At 75.3% G+C, this 20,011-nt stretch carries 21 protein-coding genes; 14 read left to right on the top strand and 7 right to left on the bottom strand.

Annotated elements, in window-relative coordinates; translation table 11 throughout:
- From ATJ88_RS16125 to ATJ88_RS16110, 4 genes are read right to left on the bottom strand one after another with little or no spacing between them, the layout of a single operon-like run.
- Positions 1-570, bottom strand: a complete 570-nt coding sequence (locus tag ATJ88_RS16125; protein ID WP_098464707.1) for a DUF2589 domain-containing protein — start codon at positions 568-570, stop codon at positions 1-3.
- A gap of 1 nt (position 571) precedes the next feature.
- Positions 572-1,285: a hypothetical protein gene (locus tag ATJ88_RS16120; protein WP_098464706.1), complete on the bottom strand. Its 714-nt coding sequence runs from the start codon at positions 1,283-1,285 to the stop codon at positions 572-574.
- A 19-nt stretch (positions 1,286-1,304) separates the two neighbouring features.
- Entirely contained in the window at positions 1,305-1,919 is a 615-nt protein-coding gene (locus tag ATJ88_RS16115; RefSeq protein ID WP_098464705.1) for a DUF2589 domain-containing protein, read from the bottom strand.
- Positions 1,916-2,185, bottom strand: coding sequence for a hypothetical protein (locus ATJ88_RS16110; RefSeq protein WP_098464704.1), 270 nt, complete (start codon positions 2,183-2,185; stop codon positions 1,916-1,918). The genes ATJ88_RS16115 and ATJ88_RS16110 overlap by 4 nt, the downstream gene beginning before the upstream one ends.
- A 301-nt stretch (positions 2,186-2,486) precedes the next feature.
- On the opposite strand from ATJ88_RS16110, the gene ATJ88_RS16105 reads away from it, so the two are divergent.
- Entirely contained in the window at positions 2,487-3,353 is an 867-nt protein-coding gene (locus ATJ88_RS16105) for a hypothetical protein (RefSeq protein WP_098464703.1), read from the top strand.
- On the opposite strand, the gene ATJ88_RS16100 is transcribed toward ATJ88_RS16105, so the two are convergent.
- Genes ATJ88_RS16100 through ATJ88_RS16090 form a run of 3 tightly spaced genes read right to left on the bottom strand, consistent with a single transcriptional unit; the run spans position 3,354 to position 5,412 of the window.
- On the bottom strand, positions 3,354-4,145 hold the full coding sequence (locus tag ATJ88_RS16100; protein ID WP_098464702.1) for a hypothetical protein: 792 nt from the start codon (positions 4,143-4,145) through the stop codon (positions 3,354-3,356).
- On the bottom strand, positions 4,142-4,858 hold the full coding sequence (locus ATJ88_RS16095; protein WP_098464701.1) for an ABC transporter ATP-binding protein: 717 nt from the start codon (positions 4,856-4,858) through the stop codon (positions 4,142-4,144). The genes ATJ88_RS16100 and ATJ88_RS16095 overlap by 4 nt, the downstream gene beginning before the upstream one ends.
- On the bottom strand, positions 4,855-5,412 hold the full coding sequence (locus ATJ88_RS16090; protein WP_098464700.1) for a TetR/AcrR family transcriptional regulator: 558 nt from the start codon (positions 5,410-5,412) through the stop codon (positions 4,855-4,857). The genes ATJ88_RS16095 and ATJ88_RS16090 overlap by 4 nt, the downstream gene beginning before the upstream one ends.
- A gap of 89 nt (positions 5,413-5,501) precedes the next feature.
- Between ATJ88_RS16090 and ATJ88_RS16085 the strand changes: the two genes are divergently transcribed.
- The 13 genes from ATJ88_RS16085 to ATJ88_RS16025 all read left to right on the top strand — a co-directional run bounded on the left by ATJ88_RS16085 (position 5,502) and on the right by ATJ88_RS16025 (position 19,781).
- Positions 5,502-8,669 (top strand): DNA polymerase III subunit gamma and tau, encoded by a 3,168-nt coding sequence (locus tag ATJ88_RS16085; RefSeq protein ID WP_098464699.1) that lies wholly within the window; start codon positions 5,502-5,504, stop codon positions 8,667-8,669.
- Positions 8,666-9,079 (top strand): NUDIX hydrolase, encoded by a 414-nt coding sequence (locus tag ATJ88_RS16080; protein ID WP_098464698.1) that lies wholly within the window; start codon positions 8,666-8,668, stop codon positions 9,077-9,079. The genes ATJ88_RS16085 and ATJ88_RS16080 overlap by 4 nt, the downstream gene beginning before the upstream one ends.
- A gap of 4 nt (positions 9,080-9,083) precedes the next feature.
- Positions 9,084-10,664 carry a serine hydrolase domain-containing protein gene (locus tag ATJ88_RS16075; protein ID WP_245852503.1) on the top strand — a complete coding sequence of 527 codons (1,581 nt, stop codon included), beginning with the start codon at positions 9,084-9,086 and terminating at the stop codon, positions 10,662-10,664.
- A gap of 138 nt (positions 10,665-10,802) precedes the next feature.
- The gene (locus ATJ88_RS16070) at positions 10,803-11,750 is read left to right on the top strand and encodes an ABC transporter ATP-binding protein (RefSeq protein ID WP_098464697.1); all 948 of its coding nucleotides are present in this window, start codon (positions 10,803-10,805) and stop codon (positions 11,748-11,750) included.
- Positions 11,747-12,574 (top strand): ABC transporter permease, encoded by an 828-nt coding sequence (locus ATJ88_RS16065; protein WP_098464696.1) that lies wholly within the window; start codon positions 11,747-11,749, stop codon positions 12,572-12,574. Before ATJ88_RS16070 ends, ATJ88_RS16065 begins: the two co-directional genes overlap by 4 nt.
- A 35-nt stretch (positions 12,575-12,609) precedes the next feature.
- Positions 12,610-13,842: a sensor histidine kinase gene (locus tag ATJ88_RS19060; protein WP_141538709.1), complete on the top strand. Its 1,233-nt coding sequence runs from the start codon at positions 12,610-12,612 to the stop codon at positions 13,840-13,842.
- Positions 13,839-14,444 carry a response regulator transcription factor gene (locus tag ATJ88_RS16055; RefSeq protein ID WP_098464694.1) on the top strand — a complete coding sequence of 202 codons (606 nt, stop codon included), beginning with the start codon at positions 13,839-13,841 and terminating at the stop codon, positions 14,442-14,444. Before ATJ88_RS19060 ends, ATJ88_RS16055 begins: the two co-directional genes overlap by 4 nt.
- Before the next feature lie 93 nt (positions 14,445-14,537).
- Positions 14,538-15,137 carry a recombination mediator RecR gene (gene recR / locus ATJ88_RS16050; protein ID WP_098464693.1) on the top strand — a complete coding sequence of 200 codons (600 nt, stop codon included), beginning with the start codon at positions 14,538-14,540 and terminating at the stop codon, positions 15,135-15,137.
- A gap of 37 nt (positions 15,138-15,174) precedes the next feature.
- Complete coding sequence (locus ATJ88_RS16045) at positions 15,175-15,744, top strand: DUF5063 domain-containing protein (protein WP_342744859.1); 570 nt, start codon at positions 15,175-15,177, stop codon at positions 15,742-15,744.
- 49 nt (positions 15,745-15,793) lie between these two features.
- Positions 15,794-16,573, top strand: a complete 780-nt coding sequence (locus tag ATJ88_RS16040) for a TSUP family transporter (RefSeq protein ID WP_098464692.1) — start codon at positions 15,794-15,796, stop codon at positions 16,571-16,573.
- Between the two features lie 143 nt (positions 16,574-16,716).
- Positions 16,717-18,015: an aspartate kinase gene (locus ATJ88_RS16035; protein WP_098464691.1), complete on the top strand. Its 1,299-nt coding sequence runs from the start codon at positions 16,717-16,719 to the stop codon at positions 18,013-18,015.
- Positions 18,016-18,021: 6 nt separating this feature from the next.
- Entirely contained in the window at positions 18,022-19,137 is a 1,116-nt protein-coding gene (locus ATJ88_RS16030) for an aspartate-semialdehyde dehydrogenase (RefSeq protein WP_098464690.1), read from the top strand.
- Positions 19,138-19,382: 245 nt separating this feature from the next.
- Entirely contained in the window at positions 19,383-19,781 is a 399-nt protein-coding gene (locus tag ATJ88_RS16025; RefSeq protein ID WP_098464689.1) for a hypothetical protein, read from the top strand.
- Positions 19,782-20,011 lie beyond the last annotated feature (230 nt).

The following is a 20,011-nucleotide window of genomic DNA, read 5'->3' as shown; positions in this document are numbered from 1 at the left end:
TCACCCCTGTGGTTCGGTCTTGGACTCGTTCGCGGCGACCTCCAGGATGTCGAGGGCGCGCAGCAGGCCGGGCGGCATCTCGGCCTTCTCCACCTCGACCCGCACCTTGATGGAGGCCCGCTGGTCGGTCGGGGTGGCCCGGCCGCTGAGCACCTGCCCGCGCAGGACGGCGGGCCGGGCGAACGACGCGACGGCGGGCGACGACGACGCCGGGGTCGCCCTGGTGGGGGTCTCGTCGACCGTCGACACCTGGAACTCCAGGTCGATGGTGGCCCGCCGGACCGCGATGAGGGGGACGTCGACGAGGCCCAGCAGGGGGATGCGTACCTCGAAGTCGGACTCGTCGCCGTTCTCGTCCCGCTTGCGGTAGCTGAACGAGACCTGGCGCAGCGAGGGCGGGTCCTGCGCGTCGGCGGGCGCGGTGAGGGCGGGGCCGTCGAAGCCCACCTCGTCGATGAAGTCGACCGTGGTGCGGGCGGCGGCCGCCTGGGCGTCGACCAGCGCGGACATGATGTTGCCGACGGCCTGGCCCAGCGTCAGGGCGGTCAGCGGGTCGATGACGGTCGCCACGTCACACCGCCTTCAGTCCGGTGGTGGCCGACGCGCCGAGGCTCAGCTCCTCGGGCCGCACGGTGAGGCGCAGCTCGCTGACCTGGCTCTCGGGCGTCGCCGCGAGGGCGGCCGCGTCGATGCGGACGTCGACGTCGGACTGGGGTGCGACCTGCGCCTGCCGGAACGCCTCCACCTCGCGCTCGATCCCGCCGGCCTCCTCGGCCACGACCGCCTTCAGGTCCTCGGAGAACGACGAGCCGTCGAGGCTCTTGCGGAAGGTGGGGGCGAGCGCGGCGACCTGCTCCTCGACGAACTTCACGGTGAGGTCGTCGAGGGTGCCGGTGCGGCTCGGGTCGAGCGCCGAGGCGAGGTCGACCTCCTGCGCCACCCCCGGGCGGGCGAGCCGCTTGTCGAGGGCGGCGACGATCCGCGGGTTGTCGAGGCGTCCGGCGGACGCGAGCGCCCGGGGCAGGACGCGGTCCCGCACGGCGGCACGCCACACGTCGAGGAGCTGCTGGGGGTCGACCGTGCCGGTCGGGTCCTCGACGGCGTCGACGACGAAGCGCAGCGTGAGCTGCACCTCGCCGATCGCCATCCTCGGGACGGGCAGCTGGGACAGCACCGGGTCGTGACGGTACGTCTCGAGCGTCTGGACGGTGAAGGCGTCGGCGACGCTGTGGCTCTCGGCGAGGTCGCGCAGGAGGCCGCCGACGATGCTGCTCAGCCTGGCCATGTGTCAGCCCTTCCGGTCGTCACGCGGCTTCCTTCTCCTCGACGATGGCGGCCTCGAGGATGTCGATGACGCGCGACAGCCCGGCCGGCATGGTGTCCTGCACGGCGCGCACGTGGATGTCCATGGAGTACTCCCGGGTCGACGTCGCCTGGGACGCGCTGGACGTCTTGAACGCGGCGTTGACGCGGAAGTCGAGCTTCACCGGGGACCAGAAGGCGCTGTAGCTGCCGCCCACGGACGTGTTGAGCTCGAAGGACGTGTTGGTGTTGCGGACGACGGAGTCGGTGAGCTTCGCCTTGAAGTCGATCGTCATCTCGTCGATGCGCAGGTACGGGATGGGCACGATGGCGAGCAGCGGCACGGTCAGGGAGAAGGTGGCGGCGTCGTTGTTCTCGTCGGTCTTCTCGTACTCGAACGTGACGCTGCGGATCTCGCCCGCCTCGGCGTTCCCGGACTGGTTGGTGAAGAGCATGTCGCCGGCGACGCCCGTGGCGGGCTGCTTGAAGCCGACCTTCTGGATGAACTCGACCGTGCTCTGCGCGGCGAGCGCCTGCGCCTCGACGGCCGCCTTCATGGGTCCGCCGATGAGGTGGGCGAAGGGGATCTGGGAGAGCTCCTGGACTGCGCGTGTCATGACGAGGCTTCCTTTCGGGAGGTCGCGCGGGCCGACGTGGCCGTGTCGACGAGGCTGTCATCGAGGTCCTCGAGCCGGACGGCGGGGACCCGGCGGACGAGGGCGTGCCGTTGGGCGATCACGACGCGGGACGCCGTGGCCGCGGGCAGCTCCTCGGCGAGCTCGCGGGCCTTCGCCGCGGTGGGCGCGACCCCGAGCAGCAGGTAGGACTTGCCGACCTTCATGTGCTCGTCTCCGAGGCCGAGCACGAGGAACTCGTCGGCCATCACGACACCTCCTCGGGGGGCGAGGACAGGCGGCGCGTCGTCGCGCCTGCGAGGTGGCGGCCTCCGCGGGACTGCCGCGGGTGGTCGTCGTGTCCCCGGGGACGGTGCCGGGCCGGGGTCAGCGGGGTGCGGGGACGGGCTGGTCGCGGGTGCGGCCTCGCCGTCCTTCTCATGGTCGCCTCGGGCACTGTTGCTCGCTCGGTCCGTGCGGGTGAAAAACGCGGCGGGGGCTGCGGGCCGAGAACCTCTCCTTCCGCTCAGAGGGGTCGTCGGCGCGCCGGCGCACCGGCATGATCGACGGATGGCCGACGACCGACCGGGGGCGCACGGCGTCCGAACTCTGCTGAAGGTGCTCGGCGGACTCGCCCTCGTGATGCTCCTGGCGCTCGCCGCCGTCGTGGTGTGGGCTGCCGCCGCGGTGACCGGTCGGTCGGGTGGCGGCCTGGCCGACGAGCTGGCCGAGCGCGTCGCGATCGGGATCGCGGACGACGTCGAGGGGTCGTACGCCGAACCGCTCGACGCGGAACGTCTCGTCCAGATGGCGGTCGCCGACCCGCGGCGGCCGCCCGACCCGGCCGTCGACTACGACGTCGTCGCTCTCGCCTGGGAGGGCGACTCGGGGGAGGGCGGCGCCACCGTCGACGTCGCGATCCACGTCGAGGTCGCCTCCTGGTCGGACGGCGCGATGTTCGGTGAGCGGCGCGAGGCGAGCAGCACGACCCAGTGCTGGCGGTTCGTCGTGCGGGCCCACGAGCACGACGACGTCGCGGACCACGAGCGGTTCGACTGCCCGCAGGACGTGGTGCGCGCCGGGCCGTCGCCGACGGACCGGCCCTCGCCCTCCCCGACGCCGCTGCCGTCGCTCGGCCCGGACGCCGAGGCCGTCGTCCTGACGACGCTGGACGGGCTGCCGACGGGAGCGACCGCCGCCGCGGCGGAGTCGGCGCTCGCGGCGGCGTTCGACGGGTTCGTCGACGTGCGGGTCGAGCGGAAGGGGAGCGAGCTGGTCGCCGCGGTGGGCGTGCTGCGGGCCCGCGACTGCGTCGTCGGGGTGCGACCCGACGGCGAGGCGGCGTGGCGGTTCAGCGACTTCGACCGCGTCCTGCTGGAGCCGGGCGAGCTCGGCTGCGTGCCCTGGCTCTACCTGAGCCCGGTCACGACGCACTGATCAGACGTCGGTGAGGCGGCGCCACTGCCCGACGAGGACGGCGAGGAAGACCGGTGCGACGGCAGCGGTGAGCAGCAGCGCGGGCCCGTGGACCGCCGCCGCGGCGGCGTCCCCGCCCGTGCCCGTCCACAGGGACGGCACGGCCCACGGGAACCAGGCGCCGCCACCGAGCATGACGACGACCTGCGTCACCGCGACCGTCCCGACCAGCGCCCCGACCGTCGCCAGGGGGCTGCGCGTCCATGTCGCGACCGCGCCGAACGGCAGGGCGAGCCCGGCCGAGAGGACTCCCGCGACGACGGCCCGCCCGGCGGCCGCCCAGTGCCCGCCGTCCCAGGCGACGCCCGGGTCGAGCGCCGCCGTCGTCGCGGCGCACGCCACCACGACCACCGTCGCCGCGACCGCGCACGCGGCCGTCCACGCCAGCACGACGACGGCCCGGGCGAGCGCGACGACGTCCCGCGGCACGGCGAGCGCGAACCAGCCGCCGACCCGGCCGTCGGCCAGGGGTGCACCGAACGCCGCGGCCAGCGCGAAGCCGCCCGCCATGAGCCCGGCCACGGCGAGGACCTGCCCGGCGGCGACGAGCTGGTCGGTCGCGGCGTCCGCGGAACCGAGGCCGACGAGCTTGGCCCCGCCCGCGCCGACGATCGCGCCGGACCGGGCGAGCGCCACCAGCCCGACGCAGGCCGCGGGCACGAGCAGCACCAGCAGGGGCGTCGTCAGGCGGGCCACCGTCGAGTGCCGCCACGCCGCGGCCTCGACGCGCAGCGCCGTGGCGAGCCCCGTCATCGTGCGCCCCCGTCCGCGGCGAGCACGGCCGCGAAGAACCGTCGCTCCATCTCGGGGCCCGGCGCGAGCCCGCCCACGACCCGGCCGGCGTGCACCACGAGCACGCGGTCGGCGACGCGCGCCACCTCGTCGAGGTGGTGGCTGGACACCAGCACGGCCGCCCCGGCGTCGGCGAGGGACCGCACGAGCGTGCGGACCACGACGACGCCGCGCGGGTCGAGCGTGGCCGTCGGCTCGTCGAGCACGACCGCGGCGGGGGAGTGCACGACGGCGCACGCGATGCCGAGGCGCTGCGCGTTCCCCGCCGACAGGGTGCGGGCGCGGGCGTCGGCCCACGGGCCGAGGTCGAGCCGGTCGAGGGCGGCGGCGCTCGCGGCGTCGACGGCGGTGCGGGGCAGGCCGTGCAGGAGGGCCGCGGTGCGCAGGTTCTCGGTGACCGTGAGGTCGGGCGTGACGAGCCCGGCGCCGACGCAGTGCCCGAACCGGCGGGCGGTCGCGGGGTCGAGCCGGGCGGGGTCCTGCCCGTGGACCCGGGCCCGCCCGGTGTCGGGGCGGAGGCGGCCGGTGAGGACCCGCAGGGCCGTGGTCTTCCCGGCGCCGTTGAGGCCGACGAGCGCGACGACCTCGCCCGCCGCGACGGCGAGGTCGAGGCCGTCGAGGGCGGGGCGCCCCGCGAACGCGTGGTGCACGGCGGTGAGCTCGAGGGCGGTCACGGTGCGACCGCGAGGACGTCGAGGGCGCGCGCGACGGTGGCGTGCAGGGGGGTGCCGGGGTCGGCGGCGAGCAGGGCGGCGGTGCACGCGGCGAGGCAGGCCGCGGTGGCGACGGTCGCGTCCAGCCGGGGGGCGCCGTCGGCGACGAGACGGTCGACGATCGCGGCCTCGGTGGCGGCGGTGGACGCGACGACGGCGGCGCGCAGGGCCGGTTCGGCCGCGACGACGGCGACGCGGCGGCGGGCGACCTCGTCCTCGTCGGGGTCGACGGCGTCGAGGGCGGCGAGGAGCCCGCGCCGGACGCGGTCGAGGACGGGGAGGTCGGCGGGCTGTGCGCCGACGGCGGCGGCGACGAGGGGGTCGAACGGGTCGGTGACGACCACGGCGTCCTTGGTGGGGTAGTGCCGGAAGAACGTCATGGGGGTGACGCCGGCGGCACCGGCGATCGCCTCGACGGTGGTCGCGCCGTAGCCGTGCCGCTCGAACAGGTCGAGGGCGACGGCCTGGATGCGGTCGCGGGTGCGCCGGGCGCGGGGGGTCACCGGGGTGCTCACGGATCGATCCTACGCCAAATGTTAGAGACTCACATTTGTGGGCCGGTCCGGCCTCGTGCGTGTCGGCGTCGGCGTCTATCGTTGGGCCGGTGACCACCGCTCTGTACCGCCGCTACCGGCCCGAGACGTTCGCCGAGGTGATCGGCCAGGAGCACGTCACCGCGCCCCTCATGCAGGCGCTGCGCACCGGCCGCGTCAACCACGCCTACCTGTTCTCCGGCCCGCGCGGCTGCGGCAAGACGACGTCGGCGCGCATCCTCGCCCGCACGCTCAACTGCCACGCCAACACCCCCGAGCAGCCGGTCGACACCCCCTGCGGCGTGTGCCCGTCGTGCGTCGAGCTCGCCCGCGGCGGCTCCGGCTCGCTCGACGTCGTCGAGATCGACGCCGCGTCGCACGGCGGCGTCGACGACGCCCGCGACCTGCGCGAGCGCGCCACGTTCGCGCCCACGCGCGACCGCTTCAAGATCTTCGTCATCGACGAGGCCCACATGGTCTCCCCGGCGGGCTTCAACGCGCTGCTGAAGATCGTCGAGGAGCCGCCGCCCCACATCAAGTTCGTGTTCGCGACGACGGAGCCCGACAAGGTCATCGGCACCATCCGGTCGCGCACCCACCACTACCCGTTCCGGCTGCTGCCGCCCGACGTGCTCGGGCCCTACCTGGAGCAGCTGTGCGCCGCCGAGGGCGTCGAGCTCGGCGCGGGCGTCACGCCCCTCGTCACGCGGGCCGGCGGAGGGTCCGCCCGCGACACCCTGTCCGTCCTCGACCAGCTCATCGCCGGGGCCACCGGGAAGGTCGTCGAGTACGACACCGCCGTGGGCCTGCTCGGCTTCACCCACGCCACCCTGCTCGACGACGTCGTGGACGCGATCGCCGCCCGCGACGGCGGCTCGATCTTCCGCGTCGTCGACCACGTCGTCGCCACCGGGCACGAGCCCCGCCGGTTCGTCGAGGACGTCCTGGAGCGGCTGCGCGACCTCATCGTCATCGCGGTGTCCGGCGACGCCGCGGCCGCCGTCCTGCGGGACCTGCCCGCCGACCAGCTCGACCGCATGCGGCACCAGGCCGCGAACCTCGGCGTGGCGGAGCTGTCCCGCGCCGCGGACCTCGTCAACGACGCCCTCACCGAGATGGCGGGCGCCACGTCGCCGCGCCTGCACCTGGAGCTCCTGTGCGCGCGGCTCCTGCTGCCGGGCGCCGACGACGGCACGCAGGGTCTCGCCGCCCGTCTCGACCGCCTCGAGCGGGGCGCGGTCGCCGCCGGTCCCGTCGCCCCCGCGGGCCAGGCGCCGGCTGCCGGAGCCGCGCCGGATCGGCCCACCGCTCCCGCCCCCGTGCCGGGCCCGGTGCCGGACGCCGCTCCCGTCGCCACCGTCGTCGCGGGCGGACTCTCGGGTGCTGCCGCTGCGCGCGCCGCGCTCCAGGCGAGCCGCCGCTCGACCTCGTCGGCCGGGTCCGCGGGGGACGCCCCCGCACCGGCGGCTCCCGCGTCGAGCGCGCCCGCCGCGTCGGCGCCGGCTGCCTCCGCACCGGCAGTCCCCGCGGCCCCGGACACCTCGGCGGAGTCGGCGTCCGACGCGGGTCCGACCCCTGCCGTCGAGGACGCGAGCCCCGCCGCCGCGGACCGGGAGGTCGAGCGCGAGACCGCTGCGCCCGGCTCCGGCGCGCCGGCGGGCTCCCCTGCGCCCCCCGACGCTGCCGGGACCGCCGCGGGCACGCCGGCCCGCGGGGCCGGTCCGGCTGCAGGTCCGGCAGCGGCGCCGACGGGCGCCGAGCAGCCCGCCGCCCACCCGGGGGACGTGGCCGCGGTCGACGGACCGGGGTCGTCGCCCGCCGTCCCCGACGAGGGTTCCGTCGGGGCGTCCGCGACGGAAGCGGCGGACGCCACGGCCTCGCCCGCCGCGGGGACGACGGACGCCACCCCGGCTCTCGCCGACGGCCCGGAGCACGCCGAGGGGACCGGCAGCACGTCGCAGCCTGACACGCCGATGCCCGCGCCGACGCCCGCGCCGGCACAGCCGCAGCCGGTCGCGACGGTGCCCGCGCCGGCGGCCCCGGCCGCCGGGGGGATGACCGCCGAGGAGGTGCGGCGCCGCTGGGACGAGGTCGTCGCGAACCTGTCGAGCCCGGTCACGCGCGCCCTGGTGGACCAGAACGCGCAGGTCGCTTCCCTCGCGGGGGACCGGCTGCTGCTGGCGTTCCAGACCGACGGTCTGGCGCGCAACTTCGCGCAGCCGCGGCACCTGGACGCGTTCGGCGACGCGCTCTACCAGACCCTCGGCCTGCGCGTGCAGCTCGACGTGACGGTGGGGGCGCCGGGCCCGGAGGCCGCCCCGCAGGCGGTGCGACCCGCGAGCGCGCCGGTCGACCGTCCGGGCCGCGCGGACGCCACCCGCTCGGACGCCACCCGGACGGACGCCCCGCGGCAGGGCGCGCCCGCGGCCCGGGAGTCCCGGACCGCGGCGGAGGTCCCGCCGGGCGACGACCCCGGCGACGCCGACCCCTGGCCAGACGTCCCCCCGCCCGACGACGACACCGAGCACCTCCCCGCCGACGCGGGGGCACCGCCCGTACCTGCCCACGGCGCGGACCCGGCTCCCGCAGGCGGTTCGCCTGCCGGTCCGGCCGCCGCCCGCACGACGGACCCCGACCGCCCGGCGCAGGAGGGGGCGGCGTCGGCCCGCGGCGCGGGCTCCGCGGCCGCATTCGCGGGTGGTGCGTCCGCGGCCCGGTCCGACGTCGGCGCGCGGTCCACCGCGTCGCAGCCCGATGCGGGCGCAAGGTCCGCCGCGGCGGCCGCCGACGCGGCCTGGCTCGCCGGCACGCCCGCGCATCCGACCCGCGCCCCGGAGCCGGCACCGACCGGCCGTCCGTCCGGTCCCGGTGGCGGTGCGCCCGCGTCGGCACCCACCGCGTCGGCACCCACCGCCTCCGGACCCTCCGCCTCCGCGTCCTCGGCGCCGTCCGCGCCGGCGGGAGGCTCTGCCGCGTCCGGCGCGCCCGCGGGCAGGGCGGCCTCCGGTGGCGCCACCGCCGCGGCCCGTGCCGCCGTGCGACCCACGGCGTCGGCACCGGAGCGCCCCGCACCGCAGCGGGCCGCGGAACCGTCCGCGCCGGACGCCGGGTACCCCGACGGCTACGACGACATGTCCGACGACGACCCGGACATCGCGTCCACGGGTCTGGTGGGCGTGCCCCTCGTGGTGAAGATGCTCGACGGCACCGTCATCGACGAGGTCGTGGACCAGCCGTGACGGCCCCGACGACGCTGCACATCGTCGCGGCCGTCATCGAGCGCGACGGCCGTGCCCTGCTCGTCCGCAAGCAGGGGACGAGCGCGTTCATGCAGGTGGGCGGCAAGATCGAGCCCGGCGAGGACCCGCTCGCGGCGCTGCTGCGGGAGTGTGCCGAGGAGATCGGTCTCGTCGTCGACGCCGGCAGCGTGCGGCCGCTGGGGCGTCGGCACGCCGTGGCCGCGAACGAGCCGGACCACGTGGTCGACGCGCACGTGTTCGCCGTCGAACTCCCAGCGGGGTTCGAGCCCGAGCCGCGTGCCGAGCTCGCCGAGACCGTGTGGGTGGACCCCGCGGCGCCGGTGACGAGCCACCCCGTGGCGCCGCTGTCCGTGGACCTGCTCGCCGCGGCCGGAGGTCGGGCAGACTGACCGCGTGACGACGACGACGCACCTGCTGCCCCGCGCGACCCCCGAGTCCCAGGGGGTGGACCCCGCCGCCCTGGCCCGGATGGTGGAGCGCCTGGACACGGTCCGGGACGTCCACAGCCTCATGGTGCTGCGGCACGGGCACGTCGTGGCCGAGGCGTGGTGGGACCCGTTCGGCCCGGTCGAGCCGCACCAGCTGTTCTCGGTGTCGAAGTCGGTGACCGCGACCGCCGTCGGGATCGCCGTCGCCGAGGGCCTGCTGTCGGTGGACGACCGGGTGGTCGACCTGCTGCCCGACGACGCCCCCGCCGAGGTGGGGGAGAACCTGGCCCGGATGCGCGTGCGGGACCTGCTGACGATGACGAGCGGGCACGACGCCGACTCGATGCACTTCACGCTGCGCACCCTGCACCGACCGGGCGCGTCGTGGGCGCGGGACATCCTGGCCGCGCCGGTGCCGCAAGTGCCGGGCACCCGGTTCGTCTACGACACGGGCTCGACGTACCTGGTCAGCGCGATCCTGCACCGTCTCACGGGCGAGCGCCTGCTCGACTGGCTGACGCCGCGGCTGTTCGCACCGCTCGGCATCACCGGCGCGACGTGGGAGCAGTGCCCGCGAGGGATCGACGTCGGCGGGTACGGGCTGACGCTCACCACCGAGCAGGTGGCGGTCCTGGGGCAGCTCTGGCTGCAGCGCGGACGCTGGGGCGACCGGCAGCTCGTCCCGGCGTCCTGGGTGGACGCGATGACGTCCGCGCAGGTGCCGAACGGGCCGACCGACCCGCAGGGACCGGGGGAGCAGGTCGACTGGGTGCAGGGGTACGGCTACCAGTTCTGGCGCTGCCGGTTCGACGCCTACCGCGCCGACGGCGCGTTCGGGCAGTTCTGCCTCGTCCGGCCGGAGCACGACCTCGTGGCCGTCCTCACCAGCGGGACCGTGCGCACGGCCAAGGAGCTCACGGTGCTGCTGGAGGACCTGGGCGCGGCGTGCGCGCCGTCGGACGGCGCCGCACCGCGCACGCCCGGCACCGGGACGCCCGGTGGTCCCGCGACCGAGGCGACCCTCGGGGCGCCCCTCGCCCCGACCGGTCTCGCCGTCGCCCGCCCGAGCGGTGCCGCCACGACGCTGCTCGGCCGCATGGTCGACGGCGCGCCGTTCGTCCTGGCGCCGCACGCGGGCGACCACACCCCTGCCGGTGACGTCGCCACGGGCGCTCCCGACGACGACCGCGCCGAGGCGTTCGGCCGGTGGCACGCCCTCGCGGTCCACCACACGGGCGACGGGATCGAGCTGTCCTGGACCACGACGCCGGAGGGGCCGTGGCACGTCGTGCGGTGCGGCGTCGGGTCGTGGACCACGGGCGAGGTCGACCTGGACGGCGCCCCGACGCGCGTCGCGGGGGCCGCCGCGTGGACCGCGCCCGACACGCTCCTGCTGCGCCTGCTCTGGCGGGGGACGCCGTTCGCCCTCGACGTCACGCTGCGGTTCGGCGGCGACGGCGAGGGCCGGCACGTGGAGGTCGCCGTCGACCAGAACGTCTCGTTCGGCCCCACCGCGGTGCTGCGCGCGACCGGTCTCGGCGCCTGAGGGACCCGCCCTCCTGACCTCCGGGTCGGGCGGTCCACGCACGTGATGACAGATGTCACGCCCCGCCCGTGCGGACCTCACACGAACCCGTGACAGGCGGCACTACCTGCGACGACGCCGCGGCGACAGGCTGGGGTCATGACCGAGAACATCATCTCCCTGCGCGGCGTGCGGCGCCGCTACGGCCGCTTCGAGGCGGTGCGCGGCGTCGACCTCGACGTCCGCCGCGGCGAGCTCCTCGCCCTCCTCGGCGTCAACGGCGCCGGCAAGACGTCGCTCGTCGAGCTCGTCGAGGGCCTGGCGCCCGCCGACGGCGGCACGATCAGCGTCCTCGGGCACGACCCGTACCGGGACCGGCACCAGGTCGTGGGCGGCCTCGGCATCATGCTGCAGGAGGCGGGCTTCTCCGCCGACCTCACCACCGCCGAGACCGCCCGCACGTGGGCGGGCACCCTGGCCGCGCCGCGGGACGTCGACGACGTCCTCGCCGCCCTGTCGCTCTCCGGTCGCGCCGACGTGCGCGTCGGCAGCCTGTCCGGCGGCGAGCGCCGCCGCCTCGACCTGGCGCTCGCGATCCTGGGGCGCCCCGAGCTGCTGATCATGGACGAGCCCACCACGGGCCTCGACCCGGAGAGCCGCCGTGCGGTGTGGCGGCTCGTGCGCGGCCTGCTGGACGACGGCATGACGGTGCTGCTCACCACCCACTACCTGGAGGAGGCCGAGGCGCTCGCGGACCGGATCGCGATCATGCGGGCCGGGCGGGTCGTCCGGGAGGGCACCGTCGCCGAGACGGTGGCCGCGGAGCCCGCGCGCGTCGAGTTCGTGCCGTCCGGCGTCGGCGGTGAGCGCCTCACCCTCACGCCGGCCGACCTGCCCGCCCTGTCGGGCCTGGTCGACGCCGAGGTCGAGCGGGACCGCGTCCTGGTGCGCACCACCGCCCTGCAGCACGACCTGGAGACCCTGCTGGTGTGGGCCCGCGAGCGCGGTCTGGCCCTGGAGGAGCTCGGGGCGCGGTCCGCGTCGCTCGAGCAGGCGTTCCTGTCCCTCGCGCAGGGCGCCGACGTCGACGAGGAGGTCGCCGCATGAGCGCCGTCACCGCCACCACCCGCACGACCCGGCCCACCGCCCCGCGCGTGCGCCGGCTGCTCGCCCTGACCCGCGCGGAGACGCTGCTGCTGGTCCGCAACCGCACCGCCCTCATGTACGCCCTGGCGCTGCCGGTCGCGTTCGTCCTGCTGTTCTCCGTCGTCGGCGGGGTGGGTCGCGACGACGCCGTCGGCCAGGACGTCGCGGCGGGCGTCCTGGTGACGCTGCTGACGGTGTCGCTGATCTTCGTCGTCTACTACAACATCACGACCGCGTACGTGGCCCGCCGCGAGGACCGGGTGCTGCAGCGGCTCCTCACGGGGTCGTCGACGCGGCTCGACGTGCTGCTGGCGCCCGCGGTCCCGCCCGCCGTGATCGTGCTGGTCCAGCTCGTCCTCGGGTACACCGCGGTGGCGCTGCTGCTCGACCCGCCGGGGCTCGCGAACCCGGTGCTCGTGCTCGTGGCGGCCCTGGGCGGCACGGCCGTCATGGTGGCGCTCGCCGCCGCCACGGCGGGCATGTCGCGCACCGTCGAGTCGGTGCAGCTCACCACGCTGCCCGTCATCGTGCTGGTCCTGCCGTTCGCGGGCATGTTCCCGCTGCCGCCCGGCAGCGTGGTGGACGTCGTCGCCGGGTTCACGCCGCTGCGGGCCGTCACGGACCTGCTGTGGCTGGGGCTGACCGGCAGCGCCGGCGACGGCGCCACCCTCACCTTCGCCGCGACGTTCGCCGCGGCCGCGCAGCCCCTCGGGGTGGTCGTGGCGTGGACGGCGCTCGCGGCGTGGGTGGCGCAGCGGTGGATGCGCTGGGCGCCGCGCCGGTGACCGGTGCGGACGCGGGGACGTGGCAGGCTGGCCGGGTGACCTCCCACCGGCCCGCCGCGTCCCTCGCCGGCGGTGCCCGCGGCGTCGAGCTGTACACGCGGGTCACGCTCTACCTGTTCGTGCCGCTGGAGGGGTTCTTCTACCTCTACCCGGTCGCCGCGGTGTCCGAGCACCCCGGACCGATGCCGTCGGACCTCGCGCTGGGCGCGGTGGCGGTCGCCGCGATCGTCCACATGGGGCTGTGCTTCGCGACGATCCACGCCGGGTTCGACCGTCCGCTGGTGGACGGCGGACGGCCGCACCCGGCGATGGTCGCGATGCTCGGGGCCACCGCGGTCCTCCTGGCGCTCACCGTCGCCGTCCTGCCGGGCGGGGACGGCTGGTCGGACGCCCGGGCGACGGCCGTGGGCGTGTGCGGCGCGGCGACGTTCGGGGCGCTGGCCGTCGGGTTCCCGTTCCGCCGGCTGGCGGTCGCGGCGGTCGCGGTGCCCGTGCTGGTGGTGGCCGCGGCCGCCCTCGACGGGGACCTGCGGGCGGGCACCGTCCCGGTCGCCGTGTTCCTCTACCTCGCGACGCTGTTCTGGACGGGCACCGTGCGCCTGTCGATGTGGGTGCTGGAGGTCGTGCGCGAGCTCACCGCGGCCCGTGAGGTCGCCGCGCGGCTCGCCGTCGCCGAGGAACGGCTGCGCATCTCCCGGGACATGCACGACGTCGTCGGGCGCGCCCTGTCCGCCGTCGCGGTCAAGAGCGACCTCGCGGCGGCGCTGGCCCGCCGTGGCGACGCGCGCGCGGCCGACGAGATGGTCGAGGTCCGCACCCTCGCCCACGACTCCCTGCGGGAGGTGCGCGGCGTCGTCGCGGGGTACCGGACGGCGGACCTCGCCACCGAGCTCGCGGGCGCGCGCTCCGTCCTGCGCGCCGCAGGGATCTCCGTGCGCGTCGTCGGGGACGTGCCCGCCCTGGACCCGGCGCGCCAGGAGGCGCTCGCCTGGGTCGTGCGCGAGGGCGTGACCAACGTGGTGCGGCACTCGCGCGCCACCCGCTGCCGTCTCGACCTCGACCGTGACGGCGACGCCGTCGTCCTGCGCCTGGAGAACGACGGCGCGGCGCCCGCCGGTGCGTCCACGGTCCGCCCCGGGCCGTCCGCCGGGACGGGCCTGACGGGCCTGCGGGAACGCCTCGCCGCCGTCGGCGGCACCCTCGACGCCGCCGCCCCCGGCGACTCCTTCACCCTGACCGCCCGCGTCCCCGCCGGAGCCGCCGCATGATCCGCATCGTCCTCGCCGACGACGAGACCCTCATCCGGGACGCCGTCGCCCGCCTGCTCGACCTGGAGGACGACCTGGAGGTCGTCGCGGTGGCGGGCACCGGGCCCGAGGCGGTGGCCGTCGTGCAGCGGGAGCGGCCCGACGTCGCCGTGCTCGACCTGCAGATGCCCGGCGCGGACGGCATCGAGGTCGCGGAGGCCGTCCTGGCGGGGCAGCCGGGGTGCGGGGTCGTCATCGTCACCGGGCACGGGCGTCCCGGCCACCTCAAGAAGGCGCTCGGCGCCGGGGTGCGCGGGTTCCTGCCCAAGTCCGTGCCCGCCACCGTGCTCGCGGACACCGTCCGGCAGGTCGCGGCCGGCGGCCGGTACGTCGACCCCGAGCTCGCGGCCGACGCCATCGCCGCCGGGGACTCGCCGCTGACCGCTCGGGAGGCCGACGTCCTGGAGCTCGCCGCCGACGGCGCCCCCGTCGAGGAGATCGCGGCCCGCGCCGCGCTCGCGCCGGGCACGGTGCGCAACTACCTGTCGTCGGCGGTGGCCAAGCTGGGCGTCGCCAACCGGCACGAGGCGGTGCGGATCGCCCGCGCCCAGGGCTGGGTGTGACGGGCGCCCGACGGCCGGGGGCGCGGACGGTCGGCGGCGAGCGTCACGCGCGCCGCGTGCACCGGCGTCACCGGCGGGCCGTAGGCTGAGGACGTGTACGAAGGCGCGGTCCAGGACCTGATCGACGAGCTCGGCCGGCTGCCCGGCGTCGGGCCCAAGAGCGCGCAGCGGATCGCGTTCCACCTGCTCGCCACCGACGCGGCCGACGTCCGCCGCCTCGTCGAGGCGCTCACGCAGGTCAAGGCGCGCGTCCAGTTCTGCGAGACGTGCGGGAACGTCGCCGAGTCCGCGCAGTGCCGCGTCTGCGCCGACCCGCGCCGCGCCGACGACGTCATCTGCGTCGTCGAGGAGCCCAAGGACGTCGTCGTCGTCGAACGCACCCGTGAGTACCGCGGCCGGTACCACGTGCTCGGCGGCGCCATCAACCCGCTGGAGAACGTCGGCCCCGACGACCTGCGCATCAGCCAGCTCCTCACCCGGCTCGCCGACGGCACCGTCACCGAGGTCATCCTCGCCACCGACCCCAACGTCGAGGGCGAGGCCACCGCCACCTACCTGTCCCGCCTCATCGCCCCCATGGGTGTGACCGTCTCCCGTCTGGCGTCGGGCCTGCCCGTCGGGGGAGACTTGGAGTACGCCGACGAGGTCACCCTCGGCCGGGCGTTCGAAGGACGACGGGTCGTCGGAGCCTGACCGGCACCACGGCCCCCGGAAGGACCAGGTGAGGACCGTGCCAGAGATCGCAGCCGACTCCGAGCTCCGCGAGGTCGCGGAGCTGATGTCCGCGCAGGCCCGCACGTTCCTGTCCACGACGACGCAGGTCGCGTCCGGCGGCTTCCCCGGCGCCGAGCTGTCCCTCCTCATCCTGGCGACCTCCGACCTCCTCGCGGCCGGCGCGCGCCTCGCCGCGATCGTCGACGTCGTCCCCGTCGAACGGTTCGAGCCCGACGCCGGACGCGAGACCGACGTCGACCCGTTGCGCGACGCGCTCGCGCAGATGTTCGACGGCTTCGACGACTACGTCGAGGTGCCCGACCCCGTGCTCGGCGGCGACGTCACCCCCGCCACGATGTCCGGCGACCTCGCCTGCGTCACGGAGGAGATCGCCAAGGGCCTCCAGCACTACGACGACGGCCACGAGCTCGAGGGCCTGTGGTGGTGGCAGTTCTCCTACCTGTCGATCTGGGGCGAGCGCGCGTCGTCCGTGCTGCGCGTCTTGCAGGGCGTGCTGTCCCACCTGCGCCTCGACGTGGAGGACGACGTCGCCGCCGAGGCGGAGTACGACGCCCTGCACTCCTGAGGGGCGGGCAGCCGCCGCCCCGCGGGCGGGCGGTGCCTAGGATCACCGGGTGCCCGAACTCGACCTCACCACCGTCCTCCTGCTCGTCCTCGCCGGCCTGGCGGCCGGGTGGGTGGACGCCGTCGTCGGGGGCGGCGGGCTCATCCAGCTCCCGGCGCTGCTCCTCGTCCCCGGGATCTCGCCGGTGCAGGCGCTCGCGACCAACAAGCTGGGCTCGATCATGGGGACCTCGGTCAGCTCCCTGACCTACTACCGCCGGGTCGGGCCGGACCTCACCACGGCGGGGCCGATGGCGCTCGCCGCGCTCGTCGGGGCGTTCGGCGGGGCCGCGCTCGCCACCCTGATCCCCGCCGAGCTCTTCACCCCGATCATCCTCGTGGTCCTGATCGGCGTCCTGCTCTTCACGATCCTCAAGCCGCAGCTCGGCGCGCACGACGACCTCCGCTGGGAGGGCAACCGGCACCGCTGGACGGCCGCCGGCATCGGGCTCGTCATCGGCGCGTACGACGGGCTGCTCGGTCCCGGCACCGGCACGTTCCTCGTCATCTCGCTCGTGAGCATCCTCGGGTACGCGTTCCTCCCGGCGTCGGCGCTGGCGAAGATCGTCAACTTCGCGACCAACCTCGGCGCGCTGCTCTACTTCGTCCCGCACGGCGCGGTGATCTGGGGCCTCGGCCTCGCGATGGGTGCGGCGAACCTCGTCGGCGGGTACGTCGGCGCGCGGATGGCGGTCGCGAAGGGCAGCGGGTTCGTGCGCGTCGTGTTCGTCGTCGTCGTCGGGGCGCTCGTCTGCAAGCTCGGCTACGACGTCGTCGGCGACCTGCTCTGACGGGCGCGCCCCGGCGCCCGGGCGCCCACGGGACGGACGTGCCCTGGCGCCGCCCGCGTCGGCCGTTACGATGGTCGGCGCAAGCATCGAGCACCGGCGGACCGTTGAGAGAGACGGAGGCCGGGAGGAGGAAGCAGCACAACATGGCACTGATCGTGCAGAAGTACGGTGGGTCGTCCGTCGCGGACGCCCAGTCCATCAAGCGGGTGGCGAAGCGCATCGCCGAGGCGAAGCGGGCCGGCAACGACGTGGTCGTGGTGGTGAGCGCCATGGGCGACACCACGGACGAGCTCCTCGACCTGGCCGACCAGATCACCGCCACACCCCCGCAACGAGAGCTCGACATCCTGCTCACGGCAGGCGAGCGGATCTCCATGTCGCTCCTGGCGATGGCGATCACCAACCTCGGCGTCAGGGCGAAGTCCTTCACGGGCCAGCAGGCCGGCCTCATCACCGACGCCGTCCACGGGCGGGCACGGATCGTCGACGTCGTCCCGCACCGCATCCGCGAGACCGTCGAGCGCGGCCAGGTCGCGATCGTCGCCGGGTTCCAGGGCGTCAGCAGCACCAACGACGTGACCACGCTGGGTCGCGGCGGCTCCGACACGACCGCCGTCGCGCTCGCCGCCGGCCTCGACGCGGACGTCTGCGAGATCTACACCGACGTCGACGGCGTGTTCACCGCCGACCCGCGCATCGTCCCCAACGCCCGCAAGATCGAGCGCACCACCTACGAGGAGATGCTCGAGCTCGCGGCGTCCGGCGCCAAGGTGCTGGCGCTGCGCAGCGTCGAGTACGCCCGCCGCTACGGCGTGCCCGTCCACGTCCGCAGCTCGTTCTCCGGCGCGACCGGCACGATGGTCGTCGGCACGCACGGCGACCTCATCGACCCGAACGCCTCGCACGACCAGGAGGAAGCCATGGAAGACCCGATCATCTCCGGCGTCGCGCACGACCGCAGCGAGGCCAAGATCACCATCGTGGGCGTGCCCGACGTCCCCGGGCAGGCCGCCCGCATCTTCGAGGTCGTCGCCGGTGCCGGCGCCAACATCGACATGATCGTGCAGAACGTGTCCGCCGCGGACACCGGCCTCACCGACATCTCCTTCACGCTGCCCCACGGCGACGCGCGCTCCACCATGGCGGCGCTCAACGCCGTCAAGGACGAGCTGAAGTTCGTCGAGCTGCAGCACGACGACCAGATCGGCAAGCTGTCGCTGGTCGGCGCCGGCATGAAGTCGCACCCGGGCGTGTCCGCGCGCCTGTTCGGTGCGCTGCGCGACGCCGGAGTCAACATCGAGATGATCTCCACCTCCGAGATCCGCATCTCCGTCGTCACCCGCGAGGACTCCCTCGACGACGCCGTGCGCGCCGTGCACACCGCGTTCCAGCTCGACTCCGCCGACGGCGAGGCCGTCGTCTACGCGGGCACGGGGCGGTGAGCTGAGATGGCACTGATCAACGACTCCGGGGTGAACGTCGCCGTCGTCGGCGCGACCGGCCAGGTGGGCGGCGTCATGCAGCGCCTCCTCGCGGAGCGGGCCTTCCCCGTCCGCGACCTGCGGTTCTTCGCGTCGGCCCGGTCCGCCGGGACCACGCTGACCTACGAGGGCGTCGAGGTCGTCGTCGAGGACGTCGCCGCGACCGCCACCGACGACCTCGCCGACGTCGACGTCGCGATCTTCTCCGCGGGCGGCGGCACGTCCCGCGAGCACGCGCCGCGGTTCGCCGAGGCCGGCGCCGTCGTCATCGACAACTCGTCCGCGTGGCGCCTCGACCCCGAGGTGCCGCTCGTCGTGTCCGAGGTGAACCCGGAGGCGATCTCCGAGGCCGCCAAGGGGATCGTCGCGAACCCCAACTGCACCACGATGGCCGCCATGCCGGTCCTCAAGCCGCTGTCCGACGAGGCCGGCCTGGAGCGCCTGCGCGTCGCGACCTACCAGGCGGTGTCCGGGTCCGGGCTGGGCGGCGTGCGCGAGCTCGCCGACCAGGCGCGGGCCGCCGTCGCCGGGGACCTCGAGGGTCTCGCGCTCTCCGGGTCCGCCGTCGACTTCCCGGCGCCGGAGAAGTACGTCGCCCCCATCGCGTTCGACGTCATCGCGCTGGCGGGGAACCTGGTCGACGACGGGTCCGGCGAGACCGACGAGGAGCAGAAGCTCCGGAACGAGTCCCGCAAGATCCTCGGCCTGCCCGACCTGGCCGTCGCCGGGACGTGCGTCCGGGTGCCCGTGTTCTCCGGCCACTCGCTCGCCATCCACGCGGAGTTCGCGTCGCCCATCACGCCCGAGCGGGCACGCGAGCTCCTCGCCACCGCACCCGGCGTCGAGGTCGTCGACGTCCCCACGCCGCTCCAGGCCGCCGGCGCCGACCCGTCGTACGTGGGCCGCATCCGCACCGACCAGTCCGTCCCCGGCGGCCGCGGTCTCGTGCTGTTCGTCTCCAACGACAACCTGCGCAAGGGCGCGGCGCTCAACGCCGTGCAGATCGCGGAGCTCGTCGCGGCCGACCTGGCCGAGCTGTCGACCATCGACGTCGCGGAGGCGGCGGCCGCCGCCGACATCTGACGCGAGTCAGCGCCGGTCCTGCTGACTCAGCGCAGGTTCTGCTGACTCAGCGCAGGTTCCGGCGACTCAGCGCTGATCAGCGCGAGTCAGCGCACGAAGGCCCGTGGCGGGTGTGCTCCCGCCACGGGCCTTCGCCGTCGGCGGGCGTCCCGGAGTCCGGGCAGGCCCGCGTCGCCCGCAGGACGTGCGCGACGTCCTGCGGGTCGGACGATCACCGGCGCCCGTTTCGTGAGTAATGTTCCCCCATGCCCATCTTTGAGAAGGTCCTGGAGTCGCGCTTCGTCGACCAGTACGGTGCCGCGCTGGCCCCGTCGTTCGGATTCGTCGACTCGTCCGCGGCCGTCGAGGTCGACCTGCCCGGGACGCCGGAGCAAGTGAGCGCCGCGGTCCACGCCGTCGTGGCGGCGAACAAGCACCAGGTGGCCGGCGAGAGCGACGACAAGCGCACCATCGCCGTCATCACGCGCAAGACGTGGCTGAGCTGGGAGCTGGCCACGGGGATCGAGATCACGCCGACCGCGCAGGGGTCGCACGTGGCGATCTACGTCGCGAACATGCCGGGACGGCCGACCGCGCTGCTCGACGGCAAGAAGAACAAGAAGTCCGCGCAGAAGCTCGCCGACCAGATCCGCGCCGCCCTCTGACCTGAGCCCGCGCCGCACCGCCCGGAGTCGGGCGTGCGACGGCCGCGCCGTGCGGCCATGACCCCCGAGCGCACCGGCCTCCGGACCGACGACATCCCGTCGGTCCGGAGGCCGGTGCGCTTCGTCGTGCGCTGACTCGCGCGGATGTGCGCTGACTCGCGCCGTCGTGCGCTGACTCGCGGGAGGGGGTTGACGCTCCCCAGCATCTGTGGTTCATTAGTTAAGTAATG

Source organism: Isoptericola jiangsuensis (genome assembly GCF_002563715.1).
GTDB lineage: Bacteria > Actinomycetota > Actinomycetes > Actinomycetales > Cellulomonadaceae > Isoptericola > Isoptericola jiangsuensis.
This window is presented reverse-complemented; position numbering and strand designations above follow the sequence as displayed.